The organism is Gaetbulibacter sp. M240 (assembly GCF_043876815.1).
Classification (GTDB): domain Bacteria; phylum Bacteroidota; class Bacteroidia; order Flavobacteriales; family Flavobacteriaceae; genus Gaetbulibacter_A.
The window spans coordinates 382,544-401,371 of record NZ_JBAWKA010000003.1; the positions used below are offsets into that span (position 1 = coordinate 382,544).

Annotated in this window: 19 protein-coding genes; 13 read left to right on the forward strand and 6 right to left on the reverse strand. The window is 37.7% G+C overall.

The window, feature by feature from the left end; translation table 11 throughout:
• Window position 1 precedes the first annotated feature (1 nt).
• Window positions 2–1,084, forward strand: a complete 1,083-nt coding sequence (locus V8G61_RS10850) for a chorismate mutase (RefSeq protein WP_394875689.1) — start codon at window positions 2–4, stop codon at window positions 1,082–1,084.
• A 50-nt stretch (window positions 1,085–1,134) separates the two neighbouring features.
• Here the strand turns inward: V8G61_RS10850 and V8G61_RS10855 are convergent, their stop codons facing one another.
• A complete protein-coding gene (locus V8G61_RS10855) occupies window positions 1,135–1,782 on the reverse strand; it encodes a hypothetical protein (protein ID WP_394875690.1) in 648 nt (215 codons plus the stop codon).
• Between the two features lie 85 nt (window positions 1,783–1,867).
• Between V8G61_RS10855 and rsgA the strand changes: the two genes are divergently transcribed.
• The 8 genes from rsgA (at window position 1,868) to V8G61_RS10895 (ending at window position 9,067) form a co-directional block, all read left to right on the forward strand.
• Entirely contained in the window at window positions 1,868–2,821 is a 954-nt protein-coding gene (gene rsgA, locus V8G61_RS10860) for a ribosome small subunit-dependent GTPase A (RefSeq protein ID WP_394875691.1), read from the forward strand.
• Complete coding sequence (gene dtd, locus V8G61_RS10865; RefSeq protein ID WP_394875692.1) at window positions 2,818–3,270, forward strand: D-aminoacyl-tRNA deacylase; 453 nt, start codon at window positions 2,818–2,820, stop codon at window positions 3,268–3,270. The genes rsgA and dtd overlap by 4 nt, the downstream gene beginning before the upstream one ends.
• Entirely contained in the window at window positions 3,271–3,801 is a 531-nt protein-coding gene (locus V8G61_RS10870) for a metal-dependent hydrolase (protein ID WP_394875693.1), read from the forward strand.
• A 144-nt stretch (window positions 3,802–3,945) separates the two neighbouring features.
• Window positions 3,946–4,272 carry a nucleotide pyrophosphohydrolase gene (locus V8G61_RS10875; RefSeq protein WP_394875694.1) on the forward strand — a complete coding sequence of 109 codons (327 nt, stop codon included), beginning with the start codon at window positions 3,946–3,948 and terminating at the stop codon, window positions 4,270–4,272.
• A gap of 34 nt (window positions 4,273–4,306) precedes the next feature.
• Window positions 4,307–5,530, forward strand: coding sequence for a 3-phosphoshikimate 1-carboxyvinyltransferase (locus tag V8G61_RS10880; RefSeq protein ID WP_394875695.1), 1,224 nt, complete (start codon window positions 4,307–4,309; stop codon window positions 5,528–5,530).
• Between the two features lie 180 nt (window positions 5,531–5,710).
• Entirely contained in the window at window positions 5,711–6,760 is a 1,050-nt protein-coding gene (queA, locus tag V8G61_RS10885) for a tRNA preQ1(34) S-adenosylmethionine ribosyltransferase-isomerase QueA (RefSeq protein WP_394875696.1), read from the forward strand.
• Window positions 6,761–6,952: 192 nt separating this feature from the next.
• The gene (gene rlmN / locus V8G61_RS10890) at window positions 6,953–7,993 is read left to right on the forward strand and encodes a 23S rRNA (adenine(2503)-C(2))-methyltransferase RlmN (RefSeq protein ID WP_394875697.1); all 1,041 of its coding nucleotides are present in this window, start codon (window positions 6,953–6,955) and stop codon (window positions 7,991–7,993) included.
• A 99-nt stretch (window positions 7,994–8,092) separates the two neighbouring features.
• Window positions 8,093–9,067 (forward strand): polyprenyl synthetase family protein, encoded by a 975-nt coding sequence (locus V8G61_RS10895; protein WP_394875698.1) that lies wholly within the window; start codon window positions 8,093–8,095, stop codon window positions 9,065–9,067.
• Window positions 9,068–9,076: 9 nt separating this feature from the next.
• Here V8G61_RS10895 and V8G61_RS10900 read toward each other — a convergent pair whose 3' ends face one another.
• The 3 genes from V8G61_RS10900 to V8G61_RS10910 are packed head-to-tail and all read right to left on the reverse strand — an operon-like array spanning window position 9,077 to window position 12,434.
• Entirely contained in the window at window positions 9,077–10,039 is a 963-nt protein-coding gene (locus V8G61_RS10900) for a transglutaminase domain-containing protein (protein ID WP_394875700.1), read from the reverse strand.
• 5 nt (window positions 10,040–10,044) lie between these two features.
• Entirely contained in the window at window positions 10,045–10,974 is a 930-nt protein-coding gene (locus V8G61_RS10905; RefSeq protein ID WP_394875702.1) for an alpha-E domain-containing protein, read from the reverse strand.
• A 17-nt stretch (window positions 10,975–10,991) separates the two neighbouring features.
• Window positions 10,992–12,434, reverse strand: coding sequence for a circularly permuted type 2 ATP-grasp protein (locus V8G61_RS10910; protein WP_394875703.1), 1,443 nt, complete (start codon window positions 12,432–12,434; stop codon window positions 10,992–10,994).
• Window positions 12,435–12,668: 234 nt separating this feature from the next.
• Between V8G61_RS10910 and V8G61_RS10915 the strand changes: the two genes are divergently transcribed.
• The 4 genes from V8G61_RS10915 (at window position 12,669) to dnaG (ending at window position 17,245) form a co-directional block, all read left to right on the forward strand.
• On the forward strand, window positions 12,669–13,235 hold the full coding sequence (locus V8G61_RS10915) for an RNA polymerase sigma factor (protein WP_394875705.1): 567 nt from the start codon (window positions 12,669–12,671) through the stop codon (window positions 13,233–13,235).
• Window positions 13,222–13,992: a hypothetical protein gene (locus V8G61_RS10920; protein WP_394875706.1), complete on the forward strand. Its 771-nt coding sequence runs from the start codon at window positions 13,222–13,224 to the stop codon at window positions 13,990–13,992. Before V8G61_RS10915 ends, V8G61_RS10920 begins: the two co-directional genes overlap by 14 nt.
• A 52-nt stretch (window positions 13,993–14,044) precedes the next feature.
• Complete coding sequence (locus tag V8G61_RS10925; protein WP_394875707.1) at window positions 14,045–15,133, forward strand: hypothetical protein; 1,089 nt, start codon at window positions 14,045–14,047, stop codon at window positions 15,131–15,133.
• 150 nt (window positions 15,134–15,283) lie between these two features.
• Entirely contained in the window at window positions 15,284–17,245 is a 1,962-nt protein-coding gene (gene dnaG / locus V8G61_RS10930; RefSeq protein ID WP_394875708.1) for a DNA primase, read from the forward strand.
• Here the strand turns inward: dnaG and V8G61_RS10935 are convergent.
• Window positions 17,228–17,878, reverse strand: coding sequence for a response regulator (locus V8G61_RS10935; RefSeq protein WP_394875709.1), 651 nt, complete (start codon window positions 17,876–17,878; stop codon window positions 17,228–17,230). The genes dnaG and V8G61_RS10935 overlap by 18 nt on opposite strands.
• 118 nt (window positions 17,879–17,996) lie before the next feature.
• Entirely contained in the window at window positions 17,997–18,785 is a 789-nt protein-coding gene (nadE, locus tag V8G61_RS10940; RefSeq protein WP_394875710.1) for an NAD(+) synthase, read from the reverse strand.
• Window positions 18,786–18,828: the final 43 nt, after the last annotated feature.

The window sequence follows — 18,828 nt, forward strand, 5'->3', positions numbered from 1 at the left end:
TATGGAGAACACAAAAGAAATGAGAACCTGGTTAGATGATATGCAATTAGATCACCCTTTGGTGATTGCCGGGCCATGCAGTGCAGAAACTGAAGAACAAGTATTAAAAATCGCCAACGATTTAAAAGACACCGATGTTAATTACTACCGCGCCGGTATCTGGAAACCAAGAACGCGACCCGGAAACTTTGAAGGTGTTGGAGCCTTAGGTTTAAAATGGTTGAACAAAGTGCAGAAAGAAACCGGTATGAAAGTTTGTACTGAGGTTGCTAATGCTGCCCATGTGAAGCTAGCTTTAGAGCACGATATTGATATGCTTTGGATTGGAGCGCGCTCCACGGTGAGTCCGTTTATCATGCAGGAAATTGCGGATGCTCTAGAAGGTACCGATAAACCAGTATTGATCAAAAATCCTGTAAACCCGGATTTGTCTTTATGGTTAGGAGGTATCGAGCGTATTTATAGCTCAGGCGTAAAAAATATCGGAGCGATACACCGTGGTTTTTCAACCTATCAAAAAACAAAATATCGAAATATTCCGGAGTGGCAGATAGCTATTGAATTTCAAAATAAATTCCCGGATATTCCTTTGATTAATGATCCGTCTCATATTACGGGAAGACGTGATATGATCTTTGATGTGTCGCAAACCGCTTTAGATCTAAATTTCGATGGTCTAATGATCGAAACGCATATTGATCCGGATAATGCGTGGAGTGATGCTGCACAACAAGTAACCCCTTCAACCTTAGTTCAAATTATGAAGGATTTAAAAATTAGAAAAGAAACCGACGCAGAAGCAGAATACACTACGGCTTTGAGTAATCTTCGTGCACAAATTGATGTGATCGACAATCAGATTATTGAATTATTAGGGAAGCGAATGACGTCTGCCGATAGTATTGGGGTACTTAAAAAGAAACGTAACGTGGCTGTTTTACAATCGAAACGCTGGAATGAAATTCTAGGTAAAATGGTGTTGGAAGGTGAACAACATGGCTTGAGTGAAGAATTTATTTTGAGAATGTTCAAGGCCATTCATCAGGAATCCATTAACCATCAGGAAAAAGTTATTAATGGTTAAGAATAAAAAAGCCTCACAAGTTGTGAGGCTTTTTTAATACATCTATTTTTTTAACTGTTTTTGGTGTAGGATAATCTTCTTGAAGCCTTACGCATTAATATATTAATGAGGTCTTCAGGAGAGCTTCCAATACTTCCATTTACTTTCTTATTATAATTCCAAAGTAAAATACCATCTTCAGCATTATGCACACTCATATTCACTGTGGCGCTGTTAGTGCTTCCCCAGAAACCTATCAGTAATCCGAGGGCCACCGATGCACCTTCAGACATGGGTTTGTTAGTTTCAAAAGTTCCGGAAATAACAGCGTCTACGCCTAAAATAACAGCAAGTTCCTGAGGTGTAAATTCCGTTAGATTGTCATAATCAATATCCTTTTTTAATAATAATGCGGTAGTGATATTAGGGTCCTGTACCTCTAAATTCTCTAACTTTCCACGCTTTTTCCGTTTTAAAAACCAAGAATACATAGCTGTTTGCATTCCTTCACCTTCAGAACGCTCAATTTTATAAAGCTGTTCATTGGTCATATCCTTCATTTGCTTAGGTCGTAATTTAACCTGAGTTTTAAATGGAACTATAGCTATTATTTTGTGTGTTTTAGCTATGTCATCAAATTTTGGGTTTTCGTAAAGACTCGTTTGTGCAAAAATAGTAGTGGTTAGAAACAGTAGTGTAATTGGCAATAATTTTTTCATAATGTGTTAATTGAATGTTTGTGGCTAATATATCGTATTTTTCTTATATTATTAATTCCTTTTTTTAAATTACTTTTGATATCTAATGACAGGACGCGTTTATAAATCTACAGGGAGTTGGTATACGGTAAAAACCGATCTGGGTGAAACCTACGATTGTCGTATCAAAGGGAAATTTCGTATCGAAGGAATAAAAAGTACGAACCCTATTGCTGTGGGTGATGTTGTAGGTTTTGAGTTGGAAACGAACAATGACGAAACGACGGGAGTTATCAATAAAATTCATGATAGGCGAAATTATATTGTACGTAAATCGGTTAACTTATCGAAGCAAACACATATCATCGCTGCCAATATCGATCAGGTGTTTTTAATGATCACTATTGATAATCCACCTACGTTTACCAGTTTTATTGACCGCTTTTTGGTGACTGCTGAAGCTTATTCCATTAAAACCATTTTATTGTTCAATAAAGTGGATGCCTATGATGAAGACATTTTAAATGAGGTTCGTTATTTAGCACATGTATATCGCAAAATTGGTTACGAATGTATCGGTGTTTCTGCAAAAACAGGTAAAAATGTCGATAAGGTCAAATCGCTAATGTATGACAAGATCAGTATGTTCTCGGGACATTCCGGAGTTGGGAAATCTACTTTGGTCAATGCCATAGAACCGTCACTGAATTTGAAAACAAAAGAAATTTCAAATCAACATATGCAGGGACAACACACCACCACATTTGCAGAAATGTTCGATCTCAGTTTTGATGCCCGGATTATTGATACACCGGGGATCAAAGGCTTTGGTGTTGTTGATATGGACAAAGAGGAGATTGGTGATTATTTCCCTGAAATATTTGCCTTAAAACAAGGCTGTAAATTCAATAATTGTCTGCACGTCAAAGAACCGAAATGCGCTGTTAAAAAAGCTTTGGAAAATGATGAAATAGCCTTCTCCCGTTACCGCAGTTACTTGCAGATCCTTGAAGGTGACGATACGGTTTACCGAACAGAAAATTGGGAAAGGAACGAATGAAAGTAGTCGTACAACGCGTAAAACAAGCAAGTGTAACGATTGATAAAAAGGTTGTTGCAAACATAGGCCATGGCATGCTAATTTTCCTTGGGGTTATAGAAGAAGATACTTCCGAGGACATTAATTGGCTTAGTAATAAATTGGTTAATTTACGGATTTTTAATGATGCGGATGGCATCATGAATACCTCTGTAAAAGACGTTGAAGGCGAGATTATTGTAGTGAGTCAGTTTACTCTGCATGCCAATACCAAAAAGGGACACCGGCCCAGTTATAATAAAGCCGCCAAGCCTGATGTGGCCATTCCATTATATGAAGCCTTTTTGAAACGCTTAACGGAAGATTTTGGTAATACGGTGCAAACGGGAGAGTTCGGTGCAGACATGCAGGTTGGTTTGGTTAATGACGGTCCTGTAACTATTATTATTGACACAAAAAACAAAGAATAAATGGCTTCCATTTTCGGACATGGCATAGTGGGCTACACCATTTCAAAAGTGGCTCAAGACAAAAACATGACTGTTTTGGTGATGGTAGCAGTGTTCTCCGCGATGTTACCCGATTTTGACGTGATCGGTTTTGCTTTTGGAATTCCTTATGCGAGTCCAATAGGTCATCGAGGCTTTACCCATTCCATACTATTTGCACTTCTATGGGCTGTGCTTTCAATGCTCTTTTTCGGTAAAAACCATAAAAAATTATGGTTTTTGATTATTTTTTTTTCAACAGTTTCTCATGGTGTTTTAGATGCAATGACCACAGGAGGATTAGGCGTGGGATTCCTTATCCCTTTTGATAATAGCAGATTTTTCTTCCCTTTTAGCCCTTTAGTTGTCTCGCCTATTGGGATAACAAATTTTTTCTCAGAATGGGGGTTTCGAGTAATAATAAGTGAATTAAAATATGTGTTATTGCCATGTATTTTTATATTTGGAATAAGAATCATAATTAAAAGTCTCGACAAATCAAAGGAGATTTAATCATTGTTAAAACTTCTTAAGCAGTCATTAATTGTGAAATTAATCTTGCCGGCACGGGGCCAAATAATTATGTATATTTAAAGGAACTTTTTAATCAAATGATTATTAAGGAAGCCGAGCAGATTGTTTTAATTAAAACCTGATATGGATATAAAAAACGCCCAGAAAATTGTAGATGATTGGATAAACGATCACGGCGTTCGTTATTTTAATGAATTAACGAATATGGCTCAGCTCACTGAAGAGGTTGGCGAAGTGGCTCGAATTATTGCCAGGCGGTATGGGGAGCAAAGCGAAAAGGAAAGTGATAAAGACAAAGACCTTGGCGAGGAATTAGCCGATGTTCTTTTCGTGGTTTTATGTCTGGCGAATCAAACCGGGGTAAATTTACAAGAGGCTTTTGATGAGCGAATGGATAAGAAAACAAAACGCGACCACGACAGACACCATAATAACGAAAAATTAAAGTAAATTTGCAGCTTGTTAACACACCGACGTTTTACTAATGCAAATCTCACTTCATAAGTCAATACCAAATAAGCAGTCGCGTATAAAAGTTACCGGTTCTAAAAGTGAATCGAACCGTCTGTTATTATTGCAAGCTCTTTATCCGCAGTTACATCTGAAAAATGTTTCCAATTCTGATGACAGCCAATTAATGACCAAAGCGCTGACCTCTGACCAAGCCCTTATCGACATTCATCATGCAGGAACAGCCATGCGATTCCTTACCGCTTACCTGGCTATTCAGGAAGGAAGATCCGTGGTGATCACAGGTTCAAAGCGCATGAAAGAACGCCCTATCAAGATCCTGGTAGAGGCGCTACAACATTTAGGCGCTGACATAAGTTATGAAGAAAATGAAGGGTATCCACCACTAAAGATCACCGGTAAAAAATTAACGGAACATCAGGTGTCTCTTGAGGCCAATGTAAGTAGTCAGTATATTTCAGCCTTATTGCTCATAGCTTCAAAGCTGGAAAATGGATTAGAACTAACTTTGGAAGGCAAGATCACTTCGGTACCCTATATTAAAATGACCTTAAGTTTGTTAGATCAAATAGGGGTTAAATCCAGTTTCGAAAACAATAAAATTACGGTAGCGCCATTTACGGGGCCATTGGAACCCAAAACGATTACAGTAGAATCGGATTGGTCATCGGCTTCCTATTTTTTTAGTATTGTCGCTCTAAGCGCACCGGGAACCCAAATTACACTCGAAGCTTATAAACAAGACTCTCTACAAGGAGATACTGATCTTGTACATATATATAAACAATTTGGTGTAGAGACTACCTTCGACGGGAATACCATGTCTCTTATGAAAACAAAGCAAGCTGTTTCCCATTTTGACTATGATCTGGTGAATGCGCCGGATATTGCTCAAACCATTGCGGTAAGCTGTTTTGCACTAGGTATGTCTTGCGACCTGAAAGGTTTACACACTTTAAAAATTAAAGAAACCGATCGTTTGGTAGCCCTTAAAACAGAGCTAGAAAAACTAGGAGCCACAGTCGATATCACAGATAAAAGTCTGCATTTACAGAGTTCTAATGCCATAAAAAGTGGGGTGTCCATTGCGACCTATAACGACCACAGAATGGCCATGGCTTTTGCTCCTTTAGCACTTAAAACAGACCTGAAAATTGAAGACGCCATGGTCGTTTCCAAATCCTATCCAACCTTTTGGGATGATATGGAAACCATCGGTATCAAATTAACCAAATAATAATCACCTAATTACTTGACAACCCCTACCTTCAGATTGTATATTTGCAACTTTCCTTTAAAAACTAAATAGAAACAGATGAAACCGATATATTTAAAATAAGCATTAAACTCTCAGAGGAATGGTTATTTTAAATTTAGAGGTTACATATGACCCTTAATAAACAATAAATATAAACAGATGAAATTATCCAATTTTGGTTTCAATTTGCCAGACGAGTTATTAGCGGAGTATCCATCCGAACACAGAGATGAAGCACGTTTAATGGTGTTAAACCGCAAAGACAAAACCATCGAACATAAATTATTCAAGGACATCATCGACTATTTTGATGAAAATGATGTGCTTATTTTAAATAACACCAAGGTTTTTCCAGCCCGTTTATACGGAAATAAAGAAAAGACCGGTGCCAGAATTGAGGTATTTTTATTGCGCGAGCTCAATCAGGAACAACGTTTATGGGATGTTCTTGTAGATCCTGCTCGTAAGATCCGAATTGGAAATAAACTCTATTTTGGAGAAGATGAAAATCTTGTGGCAGAAGTTATCGATAATACAACCTCTCGCGGACGTACGCTTCGTTTCTTATATGATGGGTCCTATACCGAATTCCGTCGTAAATTAACTGAACTTGGCGAAACACCACTTCCAAAGTATATCAAACGTGCTGTAGAGCCGGAGGACGAAGAGCGTTACCAAACTATTTATGCTAAAAACGAAGGAGCAGTAGCCGCACCAACTGCCGGATTACACTTCTCAAAACACCTTTTAAAACGTTTGGAGATCAAAGGCATTAATTTTGCCGAAGTAACCTTGCATGTTGGTTTAGGAACTTTCAACCCGGTAGAGGTAGAAGATCTGTCGAAGCACAAAATGGATAGCGAAGAGATCAGTATACGTCCGGAGGCTGTGAATATCGTCAATACAGGTATCAACAACAAAAAAAGGGTATGTGCCGTAGGAACAACTGTAATGCGCGCCATAGAATCAGCGGTTTCATCCAATGGCATGTTAAATGAAATGGAGGGCTGGACCAATAAATTCATCTTTCCACCATACGATTTTAGTATTGCCAACAGTATGATCACCAATTTCCACACACCAAAATCAACGCTCCTCATGATGGTTTCGGCCTTCGCAGGACACGATTTTGTGAAGCATGCTTACGAAGAAGCAGTTAAAGAAAAATATAAATTCTACAGCTACGGCGACGCCATGCTTATCATATAATCTCAAGCCCCGGTTATCGGGGCTTTTTTTTATTTCATATTTATTTTCAGGGCATTCCCCTGGCGGGTCGGGCTTTCGGCAGTCGCGCTTTTCAAGGCGCTCCAACAAAGCCTCAATCCCTAATGCAGCTTTTCAAAAAATAAACGGGCATATGCGCTAATCGAAAAAGCATTCACTATTTTTGCACTAATCATGGAAACAAAGAAAAAAGACATACGTGCTTTAACCAAAGAGCAGCTTCGTGAATTTTTTGTATCGCAGGGCGATAAAGCCTTTCGTGGCAATCAGGTGTACGAGTGGCTCTGGCAAAAGGCAGCGCATAGTTTTGAGGATATGACCAATATCTCAAAAGAAACGCGCAGTATGTTAGAGGATCATTTTGTGATCAACCATATTCAGGTCGACACCATGCAGCGCAGTGCCGACGGTACGGTGAAAAATGCGGTACGGTTGCACGATAACCTCGTGGTTGAGTCCGTACTAATTCCAACACCAAAACGCACTACAGCCTGTGTTTCCAGTCAGGTGGGGTGCAGTCTCGATTGCAAATTCTGCGCAACAGCACGATTGAAACGTATGCGTAATTTAAACCCTGATGAGATCTACGATCAAGTAGTTGCCATCGATAATGAAAGCCGTTTGTATTACGATCGACCCTTAACCAATATTGTTTTTATGGGTATGGGCGAACCGCTGATGAATTACAATAACGTATTAAAGGCTATTGATAAAATCACATCTCCCGAGGGTTTAGGTATGTCGCCCAAGCGGATCACACTGTCGACTTCCGGTGTGCCGAAAATGATCAAAAAAATGGCTGATGATGGTGTAAAATTTAATTTGGCTGTGTCTTTACATTCTGCCATCGATGAAGTAAGAACCCAGATCATGCCCTTCAATGCAACCTTTCCTTTAGACGACTTGCGGGAGTCGCTGGAATATTGGTATGCCAAGACTAAACGAAAGATCAGTTACGAATATGTGGTTTGGAAAGGAATCAATGATACTCAGGAAGCTATTGATGCCTTTGTGAAATTCTGTAAATATGTGCCCTGTAAAGTCAATATCATCGAGTACAACCCTATTGATGATGGTGATTTTCAGCAGGCCTCGAACGAAGCACTGCAAAACTATATCGATACCCTGGAAAAAAACCGTATTGTGGTCAATGTTAGACGTAGTCGTGGAAAAGATATTGATGCCGCTTGTGGACAATTGGCAAATAAATCTTAAACTTGTAAAGTGTAATGAGCCTTAGCAAAACACTGGAAACAACTCAGATGATTATTGGCGAATTACAACTGACTTACATAAAAAACAAAATTTGAACAGTTGAAAATTGTAGAGCAAATAAAGCAACCTATTGCCTTCGAAATGAATCTCTTTGAGAAGAAGTTTCAACTTTCGATGTCCAGTAAAGTAGCTCTTCTAAATCGTATTACGCATTATATCGTTAACCGAAAAGGAAAACAAATGCGTCCAATGTTCGTTTTTTTGGTGGCCAAAATTGTGTCTGGTGAAGTCAATGAACGCACCTATCGTGGGGCATCAGTTATCGAGCTCATTCACACAGCAACCCTGGTTCACGATGATGTTGTAGACGACAGTAACCGCAGACGTGGTTTTTTCTCGGTGAATGCCCTTTGGAAAAATAAGATCGCAGTACTGATAGGGGATTATTTACTGTCAAAAGGACTACTTCTTTCCATTGATAATAATGATTTTGATCTCCTTAAGATCATATCTGTGGCAGTACGTGAAATGAGTGAAGGCGAATTACTTCAAATTGAAAAAGCTCGAAAGTTAGATATCACTGAAGCTGTGTATTATGAGATCATCCGCCAAAAAACGGCCACGCTAATTGCGGCCTGTTGTAGTCTTGGGGCAGCCTCCGTAAAACCCGATTCAGAGCATGTTGAACGCATGCGGAAGTTTGGAGAGCTCATAGGTATGGCCTTTCAAATTAAAGATGACCTATTTGATTATGGTGATGACCAGATTGGTAAACCTACCGGTATTGATATTAAAGAGCAAAAGTTAACATTGCCACTTATTTATGTCCTTAATGGGGCTGATAAAAAAGATAAGGACTGGCTCATTAATTCTATTAAAAATCATAATAAAGATGCCGATCGCGTAAAACAAGTTATTGCTTTTGTGAAGGAAAAAGGTGGACTGGATTATGCTACTAAGTTGATGAAAGGCTATCAAATGGAAGCTTTGGAGATGCTGAAAACCTATCCGGAATCGGAATTTAAAACCTCTCTGGAATTGATGGTCAATTATGTGATCGACCGAAAAAAGTAAATCTTAATTTTATTGCTGTTGCTGTTGCTGCTGTTGCATTTGTTGTAGGATCTCCTGATTTTTTCGAAAACTGTTCGAAATATTATCTTTTTCATTCACCGGAAATACAAGATTCTCATTGTTGTTTTTTACGGTACTCACCTTGACTTTTACAAATAAATCGTCTTGGACATTACCTTTATAAACACCTTTTACAGGCGAGCAATCTTTATAGTCTCTTCCGGTTGCCAATTTTACATGATATTGATTCGCGATAGCATTGTTTGTAGGGTCGATACCTAACCAACCATAAAAGGGAATATAAACTTCAATCCAGGCATGTGTGGCACCTTCACCACGCACATTATCATCACTGGGACAAATATAACCACTCACATAACGTGCCGGAATGCCTAGCATTCGAACCATTTGCAGGAGAATATTCGTAAAATCCTGGCACACACCAGCTTTTAATTTCCAAACCAGATCCAGTTTGGAATCTACGGTAGTGATGCCCGACTTATATTCAAAATTTTTGTAAATGAACTCACAAAACTCTAAAGCTATTTTGTAGGGAGAAATGTTGTTGAGATCCTTAGAAGCGATCATATCCAAAATCTCAGGAGTTCCATCGAAAGTTTTGTATTTGAGAAAATCCATATACTCCGGGTCTTTTTTAAGGACCTTCAGGACCTTCCATTGCTCTTCAGCTGGAGCGCTATCCTCCGGAAAAATCTGTTCACTGGTTTCTACTTCAACCTCAGAAGAAATAGATAAAAAATTGTGCGGCACAATGACCATAAATGAACCCACCGTATTATTGTAAAAATCCTTAAAGGTTTCAATAATTGGTTGATTGGTTACCTTAATAGTTTGGTTTATAACCTGTTGATACGCATCTTCAATAGGGTACAACTTTATCTGGTTGGCCCCATCGATCACAAAGTCACTATACGTGTACTTAGTAAGATGTTTAATGTAAAACCTTGGCATTTTATTTATGAGTTGGCATGTGAAAAATACACCGTATTAATACTTAAAGATATATTTCTAATATCATCTTTTATACCCTGAATAAAGTTTTCCAAACCTTGTTCATTGATACTATCAATAGTAGTATATTTTATTGTACTTTCCAGCTTTCCGAGTAGAAATTCCAAATTATTTTTTTCAAGTTCCTGAATTTCAATTAATTTCTGAATATGGGTGTAAAGTTTATTAATGCAGTAATACACCGATCGAGGAAATAATTTATCCTGAAAGACCATGGTAATAACATGACTCTCAGTGAAGGCCGACTTATGTTTTTTCAAATACAATTGATAGCCACCTAACGAAAGGAGAAGGTTTTTCCAATAAAAGGTTTGTTCAAGGCGATCGGTTGTTTTTGAAATTTCAACCAATTTTATAGCGGTATAATCCGAGATCTGGATCACACGTTCTAAATATTTTCCCACATTCATAAAATAATAAGAGGGGCCGCGTTCTTGGGTAAGATCCATATTACCCTGATACATCATATGGTAGGATTTTAAGCGGTCTAAAAACAAAATGGGATCACCCTCTCGTAACTGCTGAGGTAATGTTTTATCTGTTAAGAACAAATAATAATTATTTATGCACAGCCAAAGTTCTCTGGAGATATGTTCCTGAACACTTCGAGCATTCTCTCTAGCTCGGGTTACAATATTGATAATGGAATTACCGTGATCGATATTAAAAACCATGTAATCAATACATTCTATAGGATCTTCCGTAGTATATTTATTTTTGGGGTCATTATAATTTTTTATGATGGGTGCCCAGGGAAATAATTCAGGAGAATCCTGATTGGCGTTAAAATTTAGTTTCAGTAAGTTAATAATACTGTTGCCGCGCTCCATGTAGCGGTCTAACCAAATTAAATTATTTGCAACTCTACTTAACATTATGTTTTTGTTTTTAATTATTGAATAACCCAAGTGTCCTTACTGCCACCGCCTTGAGAACTGTTTACAACCAATGAGCCTTTTTTCAAGGCCACACGAGTTAGTCCACCAGGGGTGATATCGATACCATCGCGACCCGTTAAAGCAAACGGACGCAGATCGACGCATCTAGGGGATAATTTCCCATCAATACAACATGGCGCTGTAGAAAGTCTTAAAATGGGTTGGGCAATAAAATTGGTCGGATTTTTATCAACAGTTTTCAGGTAATCCTCAATTTCATCATCGGTGGCTTCATGTCCCATAAGCATTCCGTAGCCGCCACTGCCGTCGGTTTTTTTGATCACCATTTTACGAATGTTTTTAGTCACGTATTCGTAATCTTCGGGTTTGGCCAGTTGGTAGGTTTCAATATTCTTCAATATCGGCTCCTCATCCAAATAATATTTGATCATATCAGGAACATGTACATATATGGCTTTATCATCAGCTACACCGGTACCGGGTGCATTCACAATATTTACGTTGCCCTTTCGATAGGCGGCCATAATTCCGGCAACACCCAAAGTGCTTTCAGCTTTAAACTCCAGTGGATCCAGGTAATCATCGTCAACACGACGATAGATGACATCGACGCGTTTTAAACCATTGGTTGTTTTCATATAAACGAAATGGTCTTTTACCAAAAGGTCACTTCCTTCCACCAATTCGATGCCCATCAGTCTGGCCAAAGTGGAGTGCTCGTAATACGCTGAGTTGTAAATTCCCGGGGTTAGTAATACAACATTAGGTTCTGCCTGATCGGAAAGTTCACTTAATTTTTTATAAAGCAAATTAGGATAATCTGAAACCGATCGAATTTCGTTTTTAGGTAAAATACCCGGATAAATTCGTTTTGAGATTTCGCGGTTTTCCAGCATGTAACTCACCCCTGAAGGTGTTCTTAAATTGTCTTCTAAAACATAAAATTCTCCGTCGTTGTTTCGAATAAGATCAACGCCGGCAATATGTACATAAACATCATGAGGTACTTCTACACCAGCCATTTCACGTAGGTAATTCGGGCATGAATAAATAAGGTCGGCAGGAATAATACCATCTTTTAATATAAATTGATCATGATAAATATCCTTAATAAACAGGTTCAGGGCCTTTAAACGCTGTTTTATACCTCGATCTATTTTGTCCCATTCTTTAGATGTAATAATTCTGGGAATAATATCAAATGGAAATATTTTTTCAATACCCTGCTCGTCATTGTACACGGTAAAGGTTACTCCTTGACTCATAAATAATTGCCTAGTGAGTTCTTCTTTTTTATAAAGACTCTCTGGAGAGGTTGCTTTTAAATAATTATTTATAATATCGTATTGAGAACGTATTTTTGAATGGTTATCATACATCTCATCCCAGGTTTCTGGAAGTAAGCTGTATGATGAAAATAAGTGGTCACTAGCCATAAATGCTCTTTTGAGGAAATATAAAGATAATTTAAATTAAATTCAATTAATTAGGCCTTTTAAAAGAAATAATTTAGTGGTTATTAAAATTTACTGATAATTATTACTAATTCAGATTAAAAAACCTTCATTCTTTATGGGGACAATAATTTTTTAAAGGTTTAATTTTATCTTCAGGCAACCTTTTTAATAAAATTTGCGTCTATACTAATAGAAAGTAAAATGAAATCATTTTTGAAAGTCATAACACTCAATAATAACGAAAAGGCGCTTATTCAAAAAGCTCAAAAAAATAATCGTGAGGCTCAGCACCGTTTGTATGAGTTGTATGCTCCAAAAATGCTGAGTGTTTGCCGATACTACATTAATGATTTACAGAATGCTGAGGATGTTATGCTTTCTGGGTTTTTTAAAGTATTTACCAATTTAAAACATTTTAAAGGTGAAGGAAGTTTTGAGGGCTGGATTAGAAAAATTATGGTTCGCGAAGCAATTTCATTCTTGCGACAGCAAAAAAAAATGGAGTTTTCCATTGAAGATCATGTTATAAAAGGTGAAACCGTGAATAACATTGCCACGTCCATGGAGGTGGCCGATATTCAAAATGCTATTGATACCTTGCCTGAAGGGTATAAAACGGTTTTTGTTCTCTATGCCGTAGAAGGGTATAAGCATCATGAGATAGCAGCTTTGTTGAATATCACAGAGGGAACTTCAAAATCACAACTGTTTAAAGCACGAAAATTGCTTCAGGGTAAACTTGAGGCACAAGATAAAATGGCGAATTATGGAACAAAATAAGTTTGATACAGCAATAAAATCCAACATGGAAAAGCGCAGGCTTAAACCATCTGAGGGATTATGGGATAAATTATCAGAACGTTTGGATGCGGTTGAAGACCCTAAAAAGAAAAACTCTTATTGGTGGTTGGGGATTGCCGCAAGTTTTGTAGGTATTCTACTGGTAGTGTTCCAGTTTTACAAAGCCGATTCAACGGAGGTACTTCATGAAACAAACACACCGGGTATCGTAAACACACCAAAGGGTCCAACCGAGAATAAAGATGGTTTTGAAAAACAAGGCATAATCACGGAAGTTGAAAAGAATAAGGAGGCTTTGGTTTCTACGGAACCTGACATACAAGTGGAAAACCAAGTTGTGATTAAAGAAAAATCCTTGGTGAATCAAGAAACCAATGTGGTTGCGAATTCCCAGGATATCGAAACTGTTTCAGGTGAGGAACGAACATTTAATAGCACTGAAGATATGAAGTCCTTTGAGGACCAAAAAATTAAGGACATTGTAAATAACGTTCATGCTGTGGCGCAAAATAATCAGGAAGTCACAGAGGCTTATATCGATTCTTTATTACTGGCTGCAGAAAAGGATATTCTACGACAAAAATTCTTAAATGAATATCAAGGCCGTGTTAATGCAGAAGCTTTATTGGCCGATGTGGAGTCTGAGTTAGATGAATCCTTCCGTACAAAAGTCTTCGAAGCTGTAAAATCAAGTTTCAATTCGGTTAAAACGGCCGTGGCGAATAGAAATAATTAATTATCAATCAAATCAATAATCATTCATTAGAAACATCAAAAAACGAACAATCATGCAAACAATTACAAAAATTTTAGTACTCCTAGTAGTATCATTTCACGTAAGCCTCAGCCAGGCCCAAGACAATGACGTAGAAAAGGAATCAGTCAATAATGCCGAAAAAATAGAACGGCTAAAAGAAGCCAGAGAAGCTGTAAAGACTGAAGAGCGCGACTTTTTAAAGGCCGAAGTTGAAGCTATCGATGCCCGGTTGGATAAAGGGTATATTACCCCTGAGGAAGCTGATATTTTAAAAAGGGAAGCCGCCAAAAAAAGGGCTTTGAATATTGAAAACCGCTTGTCCATTATTGACAATAAAATTGCGTTGCTTCAGCGGAATGAAGAAGGTTATTATACAAATGACGACAAGGAGCCTTCAAAAATTGGAATAACCATTGATGGTGAAGAATACAGTTTTGCCGGGATTAATATCAATAAAAAGAATAAACCCAGAAAATATGATTTGAGAACCACTAGTGATTTTGTTTTAGCCTTTGGTTTGAATAATGCGATTATAGAAGGGCAGAGCTTAGATGATTCGCCGTATAAGTTCGGTGGGTCCCGATTCTTTGAAATTGGCTGGGCCTGGAAAAACCGTGTATTCGAAAATTCAAATTTTTTACGATTAAAATACGGGGTATCGCTTCAAATCAATGGGTTAAAACCGGACGATAACCAGTATTTTGTAAACCAAGACGGACAGATAAGTTTACAGCAATTCCCGGAAACCCTTAGGAAATCAAAGTTAGCTATGACCAATTTAGTTTTTCCGGTTCATTTTGAATTTGGCCCATCAAAACGTTATGACCACGATACGTATTTCAGATATTCAACCCAAAATCAATTTAAATTTGGAATAGGTGGTTATGGAGGTTTTAATATTGGTACCCGTCAAAAACTGAAATACAGTATTGATGGCGATCGTAAAAAGGAGAAGCAAAAGGGAGGTTTTAACACTTCGAATCTGGTTTACGGGTTAAGTGCTTACATGGCATTTGATGACATGGCTGTTTACGTGAAATACGATCTATCGCCCATATTTAAAGATCAAGCTATTGAGCAGCGTAATATTTCTTTAGGAGTTCGCTTTGATATGGATTAGGTTTAAAAAGCTTTTTTAATTTGTTTTAGACGCGTAAAAACCCTCAGAAATCTGAGGGTTTTTCGTTTTGTTTTGGTAGATTCATCTTTGGAAAAGATTTCTAAAATCAATTCTTAAATAGTACATTTACAATCCAATTAATTTCAAACTTTGATATCACCAACAACCATAGATCAGGTATTTGAAACCGCTCGAGTAGAGGAGGTTATAGGTGATTTTGTGCAATTGAAAAAGGCCGGAAGTAATTTCAAAGGCTTGAGTCCGTTTAGCGATGAGCGCTCACCCAGTTTTATGGTATCCCCGGTAAAGCAGATTTGGAAGGACTTTTCAAGTGGAAAAGGCGGCAATGTAGTGGCATTTCTAATGGAACATGAACACTTTACGTATCCGGAGGCGATTAAATATTTGGCGAAAAAATACAATATTGAAGTAGAAGAAACCCAGCAAAGCGACGAACAAAAGGAACAGTCCAGCGAGCGTGAAAGTTTGTTTTTGGTTAGTGAGTTTGCGAGTTCTTATTTTCAGAACATATTGCATAAAACCGATCAGGGCAAATCCATTGGGTTGAGTTATTTTAAAGAACGCGGTTTTACGAATGAAACTATTAAGGAGTTTGATCTCGGCTATTCTCTAGACGATTGGTCTGCTTTTACAGATAGTGCCTTAAAAAAGGGCTATCAATTAGAGTTTCTGGAAAAAACCGGACTTACCATTGTAAAAGGCGAAAAGCAGTTTGATCGATTTAAGGGTCGCGTTATGTTTCCTATAAAAAGTATGAGTGGTCGCGTTTTAGGATTTGGTGGTCGGATTCTAACCAATGATAAAAAAGCAGCGAAATACCTAAACTCACCTGAGAGCCCGATCTACCATAAAAGTAAAGTGCTTTATGGTATTTTTATGGCCAAGCAAAGTATCGCAAAAGAAGACAATTGTTATTTGGTTGAAGGGTACACTGATGTGATTCAGTTTCACCAACGAGGTATAAAAAATGTGGTGTCATCATCCGGAACAGCATTAACCTCGGAACAAATCCGACTTATAAATCGCCTTACCAAGAATATCACTGTGCTATTTGATGGCGATGCAGCCGGATTACGAGCGTCACTAAGAGGAATTGATCTGATCCTGGAACAAGGCATGAATGTAAAGGTATGTACATTCCCTGAAGGAGAAGATCCTGATAGTTTTGCCAGAGAAAATTCGCTGGAGGAGTTAAGTTTATTTTTAGAGGATAATTCGAAGGATTTTATTCAATTCAAAGCATCTGTACTCTTTGAAGAATCCAAAAATGATCCTATTAAAAAGGCTGAGACCATTCGGGATATTGTAAATAGTATTTCAAAGATTCCCGATCGAATCAAGAAGGAAATCTATATTCAGGAATGTTCTAAAATTATGGATATCAGTGAGGGTGTTCTTTTTAGCACTTTAGCACAGATCAATAAAAAAGGCATTCAGGACGCCGATAAAAAATTTAAACAGGAGCGGCAACAAACCTTCAATGTTATTAAACACAAAGATCCTGTAGAAAAGGTTAATGTTCAGTATGTTTTGGAGCGGGAAATCATTAAGATCCTATTGCTTTACGGGAATAAAAAAGAAGACTTTGAAGATCTTATCTTGAAAGAGAACGAAACAGGTGATCTCATTTTAGAACCGGTTATCCAGGAAGCTAAGGTGTTTGAAAAAATATTCCTGGATCTCCAGGAGGATGAGATGGAATTCACGAATGAGAAATTCAAGCATTTGTATTATACTATAATCGATCAGTTGAATCAAACGACAGATTTTGAATTAAAATCTTTTATCAATACGGTTGATGGTGATATCGCAAGTGAAATCACCACGATCCTTATGGAAGATGAGAGGTATGCTTTGGACGATTGGAATCGGATGAATATTTACCCAAAAGAAAAAGATCATGCCGTAGCTCAATTGGTTAGTGAAACTATTTTGAGTTTACGCTGTTATTTGATTGATCAGAAGGTGAAGCAATTCCAAAATGAAACCCTACAAAATAAAGCAACCTCAAACACAAATGTGCTTGAGGAAGTTAAAGATTACTCCGGTCTAAAAATGCTTTTGTCTCGAAAATTAAATCGAGTTCTCTAGATTTTTTACTTCTTTGTTAAGCTTTGCTTGATTTATGAGGTCTACCAAGTTATTTACTTTTAGCTTGCGCATCAATCGAGCCTTATAAGTACTTACAGTTTTTTCGTTAATGTCAAGTTCTTTAGAAATTTCTTTATTCTTTTTACCTACGGTAAGCAGTTTTAGTACTTCTGCTTCGCGAGTCGATAATTTTTTATAGAAACCATCAGAAGTTTTTGATTTAGTACCAAAGGCTAACTGTTGTGTTAACTTGTTGCTTAAATACATGTCTCCGTCATATACTTTTAGGATCGCTTCATTCACAGTAAGGACATTTGAAGATTTATGAATGTAGCCTGAGGCACCTGCGCGAATCGCATTAATAGCATAAACCTCTTCAGGTTGAGCGCTAAAAAAGATGGTTTTGATGTTCGGATAATCTTCTTTTAAATACCTTAACAATGTAAGGCCGTTTAATTTTGGAAAATCAGTTTCGGTAAGAATGATGTCAACTGGATTTGATTTGACATAATCTAAGATGGCTTCGCCATCATCAACACTAGCAACAATTTCAATGTTGTTTGACGCAGAAAATAGGGCTTCCAGGCCCTTCCTAGTAATAGGATGGTTGTCTGCTATTAATAATTTAATCATGTTTAGTTCAGCTTTTATAATCGTTAATATTGAGAGAGTATTATAATTGAGAGTAAGCTTAACACAAAAATAACACTTTTTTAAGGATTTGGCAACGTCAAATTAATTTTGTATGAAATTATTTTATTTTTTCAGGGATTATACAGACGGGAATGGGTATCATTTTGTGTGTATTTGCTTTATTAAAAGACTGATAAATGGAAAAAACCTTCTGCTCTCGACCCTCAAAATCGTCTTGGGTTTTTCCGGATTCACTCATGGCCATAGCCCATTCTAACTCGGGATAGGAAGCTCCAATTTGAGCTTCGTCACTTCGGGCATCACCAAATAAACCATCGCTGGGTGCTGCCTCCATGATAGATTGAGGCACTTTTAAATATTCCCCTAATTCGTAGACTTCAGACTTTAATAAATCGGCAATCGGACTCAAATCAACCCCGCCATCGCCATATTTTGTGTAGAAGCCAACCCCAAAATCTTCAACCTTATTACCGGTACCCGCAACCAGTAGTTTGTAAATTCCGGCATGGTAATATAGCGTTGTCATTCGTAAACGGGCTCTGGTATTGGCTAATGACATATCAATAACCTCAGGTTTACCGTCCAGAGAAACTTCGGTTTTAAATTCTTCGAAAACAGGCGTGAGATCCACACGAACAGAGCGCACATTTTTAAAACGCTTTTTTAACTGATCGATGTGCTCATTTGCCCGGGATACATGGCTTTCTGCCTGATGGATAGGCATGTCTATACATAATACATCCAAACCGGTTTTGGCGCAAAGCGTTGAGGTTACGGCGGAGTCAATTCCTCCTGAAACACCTACCACAAATCCATTTACACCTGCTTTCGTTGCATATTCCTTTAGCCAGTTGGTGATGTAATTAACGACTTTTTCTGTTTGCATTTTCAAAGAATTTAAATCAAAGAATATTACCTTTGCAAACAAA